A 13,539-nucleotide genomic window follows, 5' to 3' on the forward strand; every position below is an offset into this window, starting at 1 on the left:
CTGGCCCACCTCGTTTAAAAGCGCGGCCATGACAGTGGTCTCGCGTTCCGTCGCGATTACGATACGAATTACCAGCCCGGTGTTCCGGACGGCCTGAGAGCTGTCGGAGCCGCCGGGAATCTTGCGCGCGACCCCTCGCGCTTTTTCCAGATCATGATAGTTCAGGCCCGAGCTCCCTTGCCGCCGGGCAATCCACAATGGCAGACCAATGACCGATACAGCTGAAACGATCGACTATTCCAAGACGCTTTACCTGCCGCAGACGGATTTCCCGATGCGTGCCGGTTTGCCCGAGAAGGAGCCGGTGCTGGTCAAGCGCTGGCAGGAGATGGATCTCTACCGCAAGCTGCGCGAGGCCTCCGCCGGTCGCCCGAAATACGTGCTGCATGACGGCCCGCCTTATGCCAACGGCAACATCCATATCGGCCATGCGCTGAACAAGATCCTCAAGGACGTCATCAACCGCTCCTTCCAGATGCGCGGCCGCGACGCCAATTACGTGCCCGGCTGGGACTGCCACGGCCTGCCGATCGAATGGAAGATCGAGGAGCAGTACCGCGCCAAGGGCAAGAACAAGGATGAGGTGCCGGTCAACGAGTTCCGCAAGGAATGCCGGGATTTCGCCGCTCACTGGATCGGCGTTCAGGGGGCGGAATTCCAGCGCCTTGGCGTCATCGGCGACTTCAAGAACCCGTATACGACCATGGCCTTCCACGCCGAGGCGCGTATCGCCGGCGAACTGTTGAAATTCGCCATGTCGGGCCAGCTCTATCGCGGCTCCAAGCCGGTGATGTGGAGTGTCGTCGAGCGCACCGCGCTCGCCGAGGCCGAGATCGAATACCAGGACTACGAGTCGGATACGATCTGGGCGAAGTTCCCGGTCGCCAGTCTGGTGCGCCCCGTGGCTGACGGAGAGGCCGCACTGACCGAGGGCGCTCTCGATCTGCTGCAGGCCCATGTCATCATCTGGACGACGACGCCTTGGACGATCCCCGGCAACCGTGCCGTCAACTATTCGCCGCGCATCGACTACGGTCTCTACGAGGTTACGGCAGCCGAGAACGCCTTCGGCCCGCAGCCGGGCGAAAAGCTGATCTTTGCCGATACGCTGGCCGAAGAGGCTTCGGTCAAGGCCAAAGTCACCTTGAATCGTCTTCGCAGCGTGTCGGCGCAAGAGCTTGGAAGTCTTACGCTTTCGCATCCCTTCAAGGGTCTTGGCGGCGGTTACGAGTTTCCGGTGCCCATGCTTGCCGGCGACCATGTCACCGATGATGCGGGCACCGGGTTCGTTCACACGGCGCCGGGCCATGGTCGCGAGGATTTCGACGCCTGGATGGAGGCGGCCCCGGACCTGCGTGCGCGCGGCGTCGACACCGCGATCCCGTTCACCGTCGACGATGCCGGCTTTTTCACCAAGGACGCGCCGGGCTTCGGTCCGGATCGTGAGGGTGGCGCGGCGCGCGTCCTTGACGACAACGGCAAGAAGGGCAATGCCAACCAAGCGGTCATCGATGAGCTGATCAAGCGCAACGCGTTGTTCGCGCGCGGTCGGCTGAAACACTCCTATCCGCATTCCTGGCGGTCGAAGAAACCGGTCATCTTCCGCAACACGCCGCAATGGTTCGTTTACATGGACAAGGACCTCGGCGACGGCACGACGCTGCGCAGCCGTGCGCTGAAGGCGATCGACGACACCCGTTTCGTGCCGGGGGCGGGGCAGAACCGCATTCGCGCCATGATCGAGGAACGGCCCGACTGGGTGCTGTCGCGCCAGCGCGCCTGGGGCGTGCCGATCGCGGTCTTCGCCGACGCCGACGGCAATGTGCTCCAGGACGAGGCGGTCAACCAGCGCATCATGGACGCTTTCGAGAAAGAAGGCGCCGATGCCTGGTTCGCCGCCGGTGCCAAGGACCGTTTCCTCGGCAATCACGATGCCTCCAGATGGAAGCAGGTGACGGACATCCTCGACGTCTGGTTCGATTCAGGCTCGACCCACGTTTTCACGCTGGAGGATCGTCCCGATCTCAAATGGCCGGCCGACGTTTATCTCGAAGGCTCCGACCAGCATCGCGGCTGGTTCCACTCCTCACTGCTCGAAAGCTGCGGCACCAGGGGCAGGGCGCCTTACGACACCGTCGTCACCCATGGTTTCACCATGGACGAGGACGGCCGCAAGATGTCGAAGTCACTCGGCAACACCGTCGTCCCGCAGGACGTGATCAAGCAGTCCGGCGCGGACATCCTGCGCCTGTGGGTGGTGACGACTGACTATTGGGAAGACCAGCGCCTCGGCAAGAACGTGCTGCAAACCAACATCGACGCCTACCGCAAGCTGCGCAACACCATCCGCTGGATGCTGGGCACGCTCGCCCACGACGATGGCGAGGAGGTGCCGCTGGAAGGGATGCCGGAGCTGGAACGGCTGATGCTGCATCGCCTCGCCGAACTCGATGAGGTGGTGCGCCAGGGCTACGATGCCTTCGAGTTCAAGCGCATCACCCGTGCGCTCCTCGATTTCATGGTGGTCGAGTTGTCGGCCTTCTATTTCGATATTCGCAAGGACGCGCTCTACTGCGATGCGCCGTCGAGCGCGAAGCGCAAGGCCTCGGTGCAGGTGGTGCGCCACCTTTTCGACTGCCTGGTAAGATGGCTGGCGCCGATGCTGCCCTTCACCATGGAAGAGGCCTGGCTCGACCGCCATCCCGATGCCGTCTCGGTGCATCTCGATCAGTTCCCGGCGATCCCGGAAAACTGGAAGAACGAGGCGCTGGCGGAGAAATGGCGTAAGGTGCGGCAGGTGCGCCGCGTCGTCACCGGTGCGCTGGAAATCGCGCGTGCCCAGAAGGTGATCGGCTCGTCGCTGGAAGCGGTTCCCGTCGTTACCATCGACGATGCGGCGCTCGAAGCCGCGATATCGGATGTCGACATGGCCGAAATGGCGATCACCAGCGATCTCGTCATCGCCCATGGCGAGGCGCAACAAGGCGCCTTCACGCTCGAAGACGTGAAGGGCATCGCCGTGGTGATCGAAAAAGCCGAGGACCGCGGCCTGGTCAAATGCGCGCGGTCGTGGCGTTACACCGCCGATGTCGGGCAGGATCCTGCCTTTCCCGATGTCTCGGCGCGCGACGCCGCCGTGCTGCATGAGCTTAAGGCGCTCGGCCGGCTTTGAAGGCCAGGCATATCGGTGCACAAATGCCACGCCGGTCGGTGCAAATCCGTCCGCGCGTTGCCCTTAACGAGTGGTTGAGGTAAACACGCGAAACTCCGGAAGACAAATTGTCGCCGGATTTTCGTCGCAAGTGCTTGGACACGGGGACCGGACCTTGGGGCCGGCGGCGATCGAGAGGCTGTCTAGAGTGGGACTTTTTGGCATGACCGAGAGATTTAATGCGCGCCTCGCGCTGTTGGCGCCGCTTGTCGCATCGGGGCTCGCTCTGTCCGGATGTGTCGGTTCTCCGACCTACGGCACCGACAAGACCGCCGGCGAACAATTGGCCGGCGATCTCACGGGCGCTTTTTCGTTCGCGCCGAAGCGCAAGGAACACATCGATTACAAGCCGCGTCCGACCCTGGTGAAGCCGGCGCCTGGTCAGAAGGAAGCGCTGCCGGCGCCACAGGATAGCATCGAGACCGCAAGCGCCGAATGGCCAGAATCGCCCGAGCAGCGCCGTGCCCGCCTGCGCGCCGACGCCACCGCACACCAGGATGATCCGTCCTACCAGTCGCAGATCGTCGACGACGTGCAGACGGATCCCGCCTCGGTGAAGAAGGCGATGGAGGAATCCGGATCGAGTCACCCGCCGCGTTGGACGCCTGCCGATTCCGACAAGGGCCGCGCCGCCGATATCCAGCGCCGCCTTGCCGAAAGCAAGCAGGGCGATCCGAATACCCGCAAATATCTGAGCGAGCCGCCCCTTGCCTATCGCGTCGCATCCGGCACGGCGCCGCAAAACGAACTCGGCGAAGACGAGTACAAAAAGGAACGCCGCCTGAAGAGAGAGGCGGAAGGCAAGAAGGGCGGCTGGTTCGACTGGCTGCCGTCCCTGTAAAAAGCGGGGCGCATTTGCTTTGCTGACGGGTATCGCACCCCGTTCAGTCGCGGCGTTCCCGAAAGAAATCCTTCAGCAGCAGGGCCGATTCGGCCTCCGCGATGCCCGCATAGATGTCAGGCGTGTGATGGCAGGTCGGCGAAGCGAAGAAGCGCACGCCGTTGACCACCGCGCCGCCCTTTTCGTCCGCGGCGCCAAAGTAGAGCCGGCGCAACCTGGCGAAGGAGATGGCGCCGGCGCACATGGCGCAAGGCTCCAGCGTCACATAGAGATCGTGTCCGGAGAGCCGCTCGCTCGACAGCCTTCGGCAGGCTTCGCGGATGGCCAGCATCTCGGCATGGGCCGTCGGATCGGCAAGCTCCCGGGTGCGGTTGCCGGCACTGGCAATGACCGTGCCGGCGCTGGCGATGACGGCGCCGACCGGCACTTCGCCGCGCGAGGCTGCCGCTTGCGCCTCCTCCAGCGCCAGCGCCATGAAATCGGGCCGCTTCACGCGGGTTTCCATTCCGATTATCTCCTCGCCACTCGACGGTGATCCTGTTATTGAGCGCATAACCTCGAAAATCGGGTACGGTTTTCGGAAATGATCATGCGCCAAATCAAAAATGCTACAGCGTTCGTTGCGCGCCCGAAAGGATGCGCCACGCTGTAGCAGCGCAAACGGACAAAGGCCACATGGACGACAACGACAAGAAAACTCCGCGCCAGAAGGGTCCGGGCAAAAGCGGTCCGAAACCGGCGGGCGCGCGTGGGCGCGATGCCGGCAAAGGCGGCAAGCCAGCCTTCGGCGCCAAGAAACCGTTTGCCAAGCGTGGCGACGGCGGCAAGCCCTTCGAAAAGCACGAAGGGCCGCGCAAACCCTACGCGCCGCGCGGTGAGCGGCCGATGGCCGCCGATGGCGAACGGCCCCAGAAGCGTGAGTACAAGCCGCGCGAAGGCGGCGAAGGCGGGCGCCCGGAGCGGCCCTTCAACAAGGGTCCGCGTCCGCAAGGCAAGCCTTATGAAAACCGCGAAGGCCCGCGGAAGCCCTACGCACCGCGTGGCGAGCGTCCAATGGCCGCCGATGGCGAACGGCCACAGAAGCGTGAGTACAAGCCGCGCGAGGGCGGGGAAGGCGGGCGCTCGGAGCGGCCCTTCAACAAGGGTCCGCGTCCGCAAGGCAAGCCTTATGAAAACCGCGAAGGCCCGCGCAAGCCGTATGCACCGCGCGGCGAGCGGCCAATGGCGGCTGAAGGTGCGACGGGTGAAAGACGCTTCGATCGTCCTAAGCGTGATTTTGCCGATCGGCCCAAGCCCGACTTCTCTGACCGTCCGAAGCGCGATTTCGCAGACCGTCCGAAGCGCGATTTCGCTGCCGACCGGCCGCAAGGCGGTTTCAAGTCCCGTCCGCGTCCTGCGGAGGCGCCCGAGGAAGCCGGCGAGCGGATCGCCAAGCGGCTGGCTCGCGCCGGGCTTGCCTCGCGCCGCGACGCCGAGGAGTTGATCGCGGCCGGCCGCGTCAAGGTCAACGGCCGGGTTCTGTCTTCGCCGGCTTTCAATGTGATGCCGGGCGACATCATCCATCTCGACGGCATGGAGATCCCGCCGATCGAGCGCACTCGGCTGTTCCTGTTCCACAAGCCTGCCGGTGTCGTGACCACCAACCGCGACCCCGAGGGCCGCAAGACCGTCTTCGACGTGCTGCCGGCTGAATTGCCCCGGCTGATGACCATCGGCCGGCTCGACATCAACACCGAAGGCCTGCTGCTGCTGACCAATGATGGCGGCCTGTCTCGCGTGCTCGAACTGCCGGCCACCGGCTGGCTGCGCCGTTACCGGGTGCGCGTCCATGGCAAGGTCGAGGAAAGTGCGCTTGCGGGTTTGCGCGAAGGCATTGCCGTGGACGGCGTCTTCTATGGCGCCATCGAGGCGAGCCTCGATCGCGAGCAAGGCTCGAACGCCTGGCTGACGATCGGCTTGCGCGAGGGCAAAAACCGCGAGGTCAAGAACATTCTCGGCGCGCTCGGCCTCGACGTGACGCGGCTGATCCGCATCTCCTACGGCCCGTTCCAGCTCGACGAGCTCCCCGAAGGCCATGTGCTGGAGATCAAGGGCAAGGTGTTGCGCGATCAGCTCGGCGAACGCCTGATAGAGGAATCCGGTGCCAATTTCGATGCCGAGATAACAAAGCCGTTTTCCAACTTGCCGGTGCGGCGGTTCGAGCCGCGGCGTGAGGAGGCCGAGCGGCCGAGATTTTCGCGCGAGGGTGACCACCGGCCGATCGGCGAGGGCGGCCTGATCAAGAACCGCAAGCGCCGCGAAGGCAGCCGTGACGAGGCGCTGGGCAAACTGTCGACCAGCCCCGACAGAGGCGCGAGGCCGGAAAAAAGCTTTGGCGACCGCGGCCCGAGACCCGAACGCGGTAGCTTCGGCGACAAGCCGCGCGGTGGTTTTGGCGGCAAACCGGGCGGCAAGAAATCCGAGCGCGAGCAGCGGCCGATCGAGCCGCCCGGCCAGCGCAAGGCCAATGTCTGGATGGCGCCGGGCGCGCGCCCAATCGGCAAGGGCAGGGCGGAGGCGGATGCTGCCAAAGCCGCTGAGGCCAAGGCCCGTAAGGCGTCTTTCAAGCCGGCCTATGGCAAGCCCGGCGGCAAGCCGGGCGGCCCCAAGCCGTTCGGCAAGCCGCGTGGCGAACGTCCGGGCGGCGGCGGCGAGCGGCCGCGCGGCGGTTTCAAGGGTCCAAGGGCGAAATGAGGATCGTCGGCGGCGAGTTTCGCGGGCGCCCGCTGGCGACGCCCCGCGGCAGCGCCATCCGCCCCACCACTGACCGCACCCGCGAGGCTGTTTTCAATGTGCTGGCGCATCGCTTTGCCGATCGGTTGCAGGGCGCGCGCGTGCTCGACCTGTTCGCAGGCACGGGCGCTCTCGGGCTCGAGGCGCTGTCGCGCGGCGCGTCCTATGGCGTCTTCATCGAGGAGTCGGCCGAAGGCCGCGGCCTGATCCGCGACAATGTCGAGGCCTTCGGCCTGACCGGCCGCACCAAGATATTCCGGCGCGATGCGACGGCTCTGGGCGAGGCCGGCACGCTGGCGCCGTTCGACCTCGTTTTCGCCGATCCACCTTACGGCAAGGGTCTTGGCGAACGCGCGCTGAGGTCGGCCAAGCAAGGCGGCTGGCTGCGTCCCGGCGCGCTGTGCGTGGTCGAGGAGGCAGCGGCGGCGCCTTTCGAGCCGGGACCGGGATTTTCAGTTGTCGACGAGCGCCACTATGGCGAGACGCTGATCCGGCTTGTCGAGGCCGCCTGAGTTAAGCTTCATTTGCGGGCGAAGATGGAATGCGAGCCCTCTTCCCAGGGGAGCAGGTCGTGCCATGCCAGTAATCAACAATTCACTTTCACAACATCGGCTCGCCGCCTATCGTCCGTCATGAGAAACCGGAGCCATTGATGACATTTCAGGCTGAATGGCTGCGCAAGACGCTCTTGGCCACATCGCTGGCTTTGGTCATTGCCGGACTGGCCCCGGCGACCTTCGCCGCCGACAAGCGGCCGGCCGAGTTCAAGGTAACGGATTTTCTGCTCGACAATGGCATGGAAGTGGTCGTCATTCCCGACCATCGCTCACCGATCGTCACCCATATGGTGTGGTATAAGGTGGGCAGCGCCGACGAGCCGCCAGGCAAATCCGGCATCGCCCATTTCTTCGAGCATCTGATGTTCAAGGCGACGGCCAATCGCGCCGCCGGCGAGTTCGACCGCGCCGTCTCCGACATAGGCGGCTCCAACAATGCCTTCACCTCCTACGACTACACCGCCTTCCACGAGACGGTGGCGCCGTCGGCGCTCGAGCTGATGATGAGCTTCGAGGCCGACCGCATGCGCAACCTCATCCTCACCGACGATGTCATCAAGACCGAGCGCGACGTCATCCTGGAGGAGCGCCGTTCGCGCATCGACAACAGTCCCGAGGCGGTGCTCGAAGAGGAACTCGACGCCACGCTGTGGCAGAACCAGCCCTACCGAATTCCGGTCATTGGCTGGATGCAGGAGATGGAGCAGTTGAACCGCACCGACGCCATCGCCTTCTACAACAAATACTACCAGCCCAACAACGCGGTGCTGATCGTGGCCGGTGACGTCGAGCCCGACACGGTCAAGGCTCTGGCCGAGAAAACCTACGGCAAGATCGCGCGCGGGCCCGACCTGCCGCCGCGCGTCCGCCCGGTCGAGCCGGAGCAGAACACCAGGCGCACGGTGACGCTGTCCGACGCCCGCGTCAGCGTGCCGAATTTCTCCACCCAATGGGTGGTGCCGTCCTACCACACGGCCAAGCCCGGCGAAGCCGAGGCGCTCGACCTGCTGGCGGAAATACTGGGCGGCGGCAACCGCAGCCGGCTGTATCAGGCGCTGGTGGTCAGGCAAGGCATCGCTTCCAACGCCGGGGCCTATTTCCAGGGCACCATGCTGGACGACACCAACTTCACCGTCTATGGCACGCCGCGCGGCGACGCCAGGCTCGTCGATGTCGAGGCGGCCGTCGACGCGGAGGTCGTGCGCATCGCCAGGGAAGGCGTCACCGTCAAGGAGCTGGACAAGGCCAAGGACCGCTATGTCCGCTCGATGGTTTTCGCCCGCGACAAACAGGATTCGATGGCCAATATCTATGGCGCCGAGCTTGCCACCGGCGGCAATGTGCAGGACATCGAGCAATGGCCGGAGCGCATCCGCAACATCACTCCCGGCGAGATCAAGGCCGTCGCCGCGCGCTATCTGGTGCTGGCCCGGTCGACGACCGGCTATCTCTTGCCGCAGCAACAGGCGGGGAATTGATGATGAAGAGCGAGCAACACGGCTCTTTCCCGTCTCCCAAACGGGGAGAAGGGAGGGCACGCGCAGCGCTTGTCACTTTGCTCCTTTCCATCTTCTTCCTGGTCCTGCCGGCGCTTGCCGCCCGCGCCATGGACATCCAGCAGGTCACCTCGCCCAAGGGCGTCACCGCCTGGCTGGTCGAAGACTATTCGGTGCCGATGGTGGCCATCCGTTTCGTCTTTGGGGGCGGCTCGACGCAGGATCCGCCGGGCAAGGAAGGGCTGGCCAATCTGATGACCGGTCTGTTCGACGAAGGCGCAGGCCCTCTGGACAGCGACGCCTTCCAGGTGAAGCTCGACGACGCCGGCGCCGAGATGAGCTTCGAGGAGACCCGCGACGGCATCTACGGTTCCATGCGCATGTTGGCCGAGCAGCGCGACGAGGCGTTCGACCTGCTGCGGCTGGCGGTCAACGAGCCGCGTTTCGACCAGGCGCCGATCGATCGCATCGGCGCTCAGATCCTGTCCGGCATCATCGCCGGAGAGAACGACCCCGACACGATCGCGCAGGACAGATGGGCGCGCGCGCTCTATGGCGATCATCCTTATTCGCGCTCCGATCAGGGCACCAGGCAGAGCATCGCCGCCATCACGCGGGACGATCTGAAGGCGCTGCACAAGGCGGTCTTCGCGCGGAGCGGGCTGCATGTCGCGGTGGTCGGCGCCATCGACCCGGAAACGCTGAAGAAGAAACTGGACATGGTGTTCGGCGGGCTGCCGCAGAACCAGGCGCTCGCGCCGGTTGCCGACGTCGAGCCGAATCTGGCGCGGCATATCGAGGTCGACTACGACCTGCCGCAGACCTCGCTTCAGCTTGCCTGGCCTGGCGTGAAGCGCAAGGCGGCGGATTTCTTCCCTGCGGTTCTGATGAACGAGATTCTCGGCGGCGGCACCTTCACCTCGCGCCTGTTCCAGGAGGTGCGCGAGAAGCGCGGGCTGGCCTACAGCGTCAATTCCTCGCTGATCAACCAGGACCATGCCGACGCGCTGATCGTCACCACCGGCACACGATCGGACCGGGCCGCCGAAACCCTTGGCATCGTGCGGGACGTGGTCAAGCGGCTTGCCGAGGACGGCCCGACCGACGCGGAACTGGCGGCGACCAAGAAATACATGATCGGCGCCTACGCCATCAACAACCTGGATTCCTCCAGCGCCATCGCCGCGACCCTGGTCGAGCTGCAGCTCGACGACCTCGGCGTCGATTACATTCAGCGCCGCACCGGCCTCATCAACGCGGTGACACTCGACCAGGTCAAGGCCGCGGCGAAGAAGCTTTTGTCGGCCGAGCCGACCATCATGGTCGTCGGACCGCCCTTGGCCGGAGCCAATAAGGGATGAGCCTCACCTTCGGCATCGCCTTTGGCGGCGGCGGCGCGCGCGGTCTGGCGCACATCCATGTCATCGAGGCGCTGGACGAACTGGGCATCAGGCCGGTCGCAATCGCCGGCTCGTCGATCGGCGCCATCATGGGCGCCGGCATGGCCTCCGGCATGACCGGCAAGGACATCCACGATTATGCCCGCTCGATCCTCGGCCGTCGCGCCGAGGTGGCGAGCCGCATGTGGCGGGCGCGGCCCGGCACCATCGCCGAGGCCATGCAGGCCGGCATCCGCGTCAGCCAGTTCAATGTCGAACGCATCCTCAAGGCATTCCTGCCCGAAGCCATTCCCGAAACCTTCGCCGAGCTGAAAATCCCGCTGAAGGTGACGGCGACGGACTATTTCGGCCACAAGCTGGCCGTGTTCGCCGAAGGCGACCTGCATTCGGCGCTCGCGGCGTCAGCGGCCATTCCTGCCGTGTTCCGCCCGGTGATGCGCGACGGCCGGCTGCTGATCGATGGCGGCATCTACAACCCCGTGCCCTTCGACCTTATCGAGGATGATGCCGACATCATCATCGGCGTCGACGTGGTCGGCGCGCCGGAAGAGGCCGACCACAGGCGGCCGACCTCCGTCGACCTGATGTTCGGCGCCACTCAATTGATGATGCAGTCGATCATCGCCAACAAGCTGAAGCAGTGCCAGCCCGACATCCTGATCCGCCCGGCGGTGTCCAAATACCGCGTGCTCGACTTCCTCAAGATCGAGGTCCTGATGACCGAGACGGCGGATATCAAGGACCAGCTGAAGCGCGAGGTGGAGAGGGTTGTGGAGGCTAGGGAAAGTGCTGCTGTCGAGCAAAGACGGGGAAAGCAGACCGGGTGACGCGAGGTCCACACGTTGCCTCACGTCACCGCTATAGTTTTGATCCCGAAAGCCAGGCGCCCTCCAGTCCTCTCTGGAAGAAGGGCACTCTAACCGATTACGATTTCGCCAGCACCGGCGCATACTCCAGCGCCACCACCCCATTGCTGAATGGCTTGGCGGAAATCAACTCAAGCGACACCGGATCGCCGGCCGGAAACAGCTTTTTGCCTTGGCCAACGGTGCCGGGGTAGCTCAGCAGCCTGACGCGGTCGACCAGACCATGGCGCAACAGTTCCTGTGCGACGCTGAGGCTGCCATGCACATAGATGTTGCCGCCGCTACCTAGCTTCAGTGTCCTGACCGCCTCCGGCAGCGGCCCCCTGAGCAGCTCGGCCGGTTTCCAGTCGAGCACCTTCAAACTGCTGGACGCGACGTATTTCGGCAGCGCGTTGAACCGGTCGGCGAAGTCTCCGGTTTCGCTCGGCCACGAGCCGGCGAAAATCTCGTAGGTTGTGCGTCCCAAAAGCATGGCGCCGCTGTCAGCCAGCTCGTCCTCCTTGAACCTGTTCATCTCGTCGTTCCAGGTCACGCCAGGCAGTTTCTCGACTTCGGCGATGCCATCGACGCTGATGAATTCGGTGACGATAAGCTTTCTCATTGGCGTTCTCCTTCTTCACCCAAAGGACGAACTGCGCGAGCCATTTGCGACAGCTCTGTAAAAATCCGGGGAAGTTTATCGGAGAGGGGAGTTTCTCAAGGTAGAGTAAGCTCCCAAGATCGAGTTTTGGTGCTACATCTCCACGGGTATCCCCCAAGCTGCAGGAAGATAATGGGATTCGGGGTCTTCATTCACCGGTCAGATTCGATCTACGATGACAGTCCCGCTGAGCGATATCAGTTTCCTAGCCAGTATCTGCGTCGTGTGGAAGCATGCGTCGGTGACTGGATCATCTACTACGAACCTAGCAAAGTAGACGATACCCGTGGCTATTTCGCCGTAGCCAAGGTCCAGCAGGTTCTCCCAGATCCAGTAGCGCTTGGTATGTATCTGGCTCTGATTGAGCCGGGAACCTACCTCGATTTGGCCACTCCTGTTCCCTTCAATGGGACGGATGGTCTCGTTGAACGCGGCCTGCTTAACGACCAAGGAAGGATTTCTGGTCGCGCCCAATCGGCCGTCCGACCAATCAGTCCAAGCGACTTCAATCGCATTATCGATCTGGGCTTTGACGACCATGAGCCGTTGCTGCCACGTGTGGATCAGATCGGCATTTCATCCGGGTTTCAGGACGAAAAGGCTCCATTCCAGTTCGAGGAGGGCCGTAGTCGTGTAAGCTATATCGGATCGCGAATTGTGCGGGATCGCATTTTTCGTCGCGTTGTCTTGCGCGCCTATGACGAGCGTTGCGCGATCTCAGGTCTCAAGTTGATAAATGGCGGCGGCCGGGCGGAAGTTTCTGCCGCCCACATTCGACCGGTTGAAAAGAACGGACCCGACATCGTCAACAATGGCATCGCGCTATCCGGCACAGCGCATTGGATGTTCGATCGCGGATTGATCAGCCTGTCCGATGATCTGGAAATACTGGTATCAAGGCAGGTTAACGACCTGGAGAGTGTGCAGGGATTCATAAACAGGAGCCGCCGCGCGCTTCCACCCCGTCGGCAGGTCGAGCGCCCACATCCTCGCTTCCTGCAATGGCATCGCGAACACTGTTTCAAACAGTGAGGCGGCGCTGGCTTCCGGGTAGACGTAAGAGTTCGCCTCAGTCCTTCGCGCGCTCCACATAGGACCCATCGGCCGTCATCACCACCACGCGGGTGCCTGGCGCGATATGCGGCGGCACGGCGGTGCGCACGCCGTTGGAGAGCAGGGCGGGCTTGTAGGAAGAGGACGCCGTCTGGCCCTTGGTCGTGGGCTCGGTCTCGACCACTTCGAAGGTGGCCCGCTGCGGCAGCACCAGGGAGATGGCGATGCCGTTGAACTGCGAGACCTGAACCGGCATGCCTTCCTGCAAATAGGGGGCGGCATCGCCGACGACGGCTTCCGACACCGCCACCTGGTCGTAGGTCTCGGGGTTCATGAAGTGATAGCCTTCGCCGTCGGCGTAGAGGAAGGTGTGCTCGCGCTCCTCGACATAGGCGCGCTCCACCTGTTCGGTGGTGCGGTAGCGTTCCGAAACCTTCACCCCGTCGCCGATGCGGCGCATGTCGAGCTGCGTCACGGGCGTGCCCTTGCCTGGGTGGATGTTTTCGGCAAAGAGGATCACATAAAGCTTGCCGTCCTTGTCGACGACATTGCCTTTGCGGAGCGAACTGGCGATGACTTTCACCACGGTTTTTTATCCTGCGAGAGTTGACGGGCGTTTGCCGGCTTGCGCGGCGCTGGATGGGGGCCTAGCGCATCTCGGCGCGAACCGCCAGCCCCCAACGCGAACCAGCGCGCCTTCAAA

Annotated in this window: 11 protein-coding genes; 8 read left to right on the plus strand and 3 right to left on the minus strand. The window is 63.8% G+C overall.

From position 1 onward, the window contains the following. Positions 1–208 precede the first annotated feature (208 nt). Entirely contained in the window at positions 209–3,172 is a 2,964-nt protein-coding gene (gene ileS / locus FJ426_RS17750) for an isoleucine--tRNA ligase (RefSeq protein WP_140583797.1), read from the plus strand. A 202-nt stretch (positions 3,173–3,374) separates the two neighbouring features. Then, positions 3,375–4,052, plus strand: a complete 678-nt coding sequence (locus FJ426_RS17755) for a hypothetical protein (RefSeq protein WP_140494227.1) — start codon at positions 3,375–3,377, stop codon at positions 4,050–4,052. 43 nt (positions 4,053–4,095) lie between these two features. Here the strand turns inward: FJ426_RS17755 and FJ426_RS17760 are convergent, their stop codons facing one another. After that, on the minus strand, positions 4,096–4,545 hold the full coding sequence (locus FJ426_RS17760) for a nucleoside deaminase (protein WP_140495017.1): 450 nt from the start codon (positions 4,543–4,545) through the stop codon (positions 4,096–4,098). Positions 4,546–4,727: 182 nt separating this feature from the next. On the opposite strand from FJ426_RS17760, the gene FJ426_RS17765 reads away from it, so the two are divergent. The 5 genes from FJ426_RS17765 to FJ426_RS17785 all read left to right on the plus strand — a co-directional run bounded on the left by FJ426_RS17765 (position 4,728) and on the right by FJ426_RS17785 (position 11,104). Further along, positions 4,728–6,785, plus strand: coding sequence for a pseudouridine synthase (locus tag FJ426_RS17765; RefSeq protein WP_140624604.1), 2,058 nt, complete (start codon positions 4,728–4,730; stop codon positions 6,783–6,785). Beyond that, positions 6,782–7,336 (plus strand): 16S rRNA (guanine(966)-N(2))-methyltransferase RsmD, encoded by a 555-nt coding sequence (rsmD, locus tag FJ426_RS17770; RefSeq protein WP_140624605.1) that lies wholly within the window; start codon positions 6,782–6,784, stop codon positions 7,334–7,336. Before FJ426_RS17765 ends, rsmD begins: the two co-directional genes overlap by 4 nt. Positions 7,337–7,476: 140 nt before the next feature. Further along, complete coding sequence (locus FJ426_RS17775) at positions 7,477–8,859, plus strand: pitrilysin family protein (RefSeq protein WP_140624606.1); 1,383 nt, start codon at positions 7,477–7,479, stop codon at positions 8,857–8,859. A 2-nt stretch (positions 8,860–8,861) separates the two neighbouring features. Then, positions 8,862–10,238, plus strand: coding sequence for a pitrilysin family protein (locus FJ426_RS17780; RefSeq protein ID WP_181167395.1), 1,377 nt, complete (start codon positions 8,862–8,864; stop codon positions 10,236–10,238). After that, entirely contained in the window at positions 10,235–11,104 is an 870-nt protein-coding gene (locus tag FJ426_RS17785) for a patatin-like phospholipase family protein (RefSeq protein ID WP_140494217.1), read from the plus strand. Before FJ426_RS17780 ends, FJ426_RS17785 begins: the two co-directional genes overlap by 4 nt. A gap of 97 nt (positions 11,105–11,201) precedes the next feature. Here FJ426_RS17785 and FJ426_RS17790 read toward each other — a convergent pair whose 3' ends face one another. Beyond that, positions 11,202–11,744 (minus strand): dihydrofolate reductase family protein, encoded by a 543-nt coding sequence (locus tag FJ426_RS17790; protein ID WP_140624607.1) that lies wholly within the window; start codon positions 11,742–11,744, stop codon positions 11,202–11,204. A 171-nt stretch (positions 11,745–11,915) separates the two neighbouring features. Between FJ426_RS17790 and FJ426_RS17795 the strand changes: the two genes are divergently transcribed. Beyond that, positions 11,916–12,815 carry an HNH endonuclease gene (locus FJ426_RS17795; RefSeq protein ID WP_140624608.1) on the plus strand — a complete coding sequence of 300 codons (900 nt, stop codon included), beginning with the start codon at positions 11,916–11,918 and terminating at the stop codon, positions 12,813–12,815. 37 nt (positions 12,816–12,852) lie between these two features. On the opposite strand, the gene efp is transcribed toward FJ426_RS17795, so the two are convergent. Beyond that, positions 12,853–13,422, minus strand: coding sequence for an elongation factor P (efp, locus tag FJ426_RS17800; RefSeq protein WP_140494213.1), 570 nt, complete (start codon positions 13,420–13,422; stop codon positions 12,853–12,855). Positions 13,423–13,539: the final 117 nt, after the last annotated feature.

This window comes from Mesorhizobium sp. B2-6-4 (genome assembly GCF_006441495.1).
GTDB lineage: Bacteria > Pseudomonadota > Alphaproteobacteria > Rhizobiales > Rhizobiaceae > Mesorhizobium.

Bases quoted from the DNA above. Each gene is read 5' to 3' on its own strand.
- FJ426_RS17795 (WP_140624608.1), top strand. From the start codon at position 11,916: ATGGGATTCGGGGTCTTCATTCACCGGTCAGATTCGATCTACGATGAC.
- FJ426_RS17775 (WP_140624606.1), top strand. From the start codon at position 7,477: ATGACATTTCAGGCTGAATGGCTGCGCAAGACGCTCTTGGCCACATCG.
- FJ426_RS17785 (WP_140494217.1), top strand. From the start codon at position 10,235: ATGAGCCTCACCTTCGGCATCGCCTTTGGCGGCGGCGGCGCGCGCGGT.
- ileS (WP_140583797.1), top strand. From the start codon at position 209: ATGACCGATACAGCTGAAACGATCGACTATTCCAAGACGCTTTACCTG.
- FJ426_RS17790 (WP_140624607.1), bottom strand. From the start codon at position 11,744: ATGAGAAAGCTTATCGTCACCGAATTCATCAGCGTCGATGGCATCGCC.
- FJ426_RS17755 (WP_140494227.1), top strand. From the start codon at position 3,375: ATGACCGAGAGATTTAATGCGCGCCTCGCGCTGTTGGCGCCGCTTGTC.
- FJ426_RS17765 (WP_140624604.1), top strand. From the start codon at position 4,728: ATGGACGACAACGACAAGAAAACTCCGCGCCAGAAGGGTCCGGGCAAA.
- FJ426_RS17780 (WP_181167395.1), top strand. From the start codon at position 8,862: ATGAAGAGCGAGCAACACGGCTCTTTCCCGTCTCCCAAACGGGGAGAA.
- rsmD (WP_140624605.1), top strand. From the start codon at position 6,782: ATGAGGATCGTCGGCGGCGAGTTTCGCGGGCGCCCGCTGGCGACGCCC.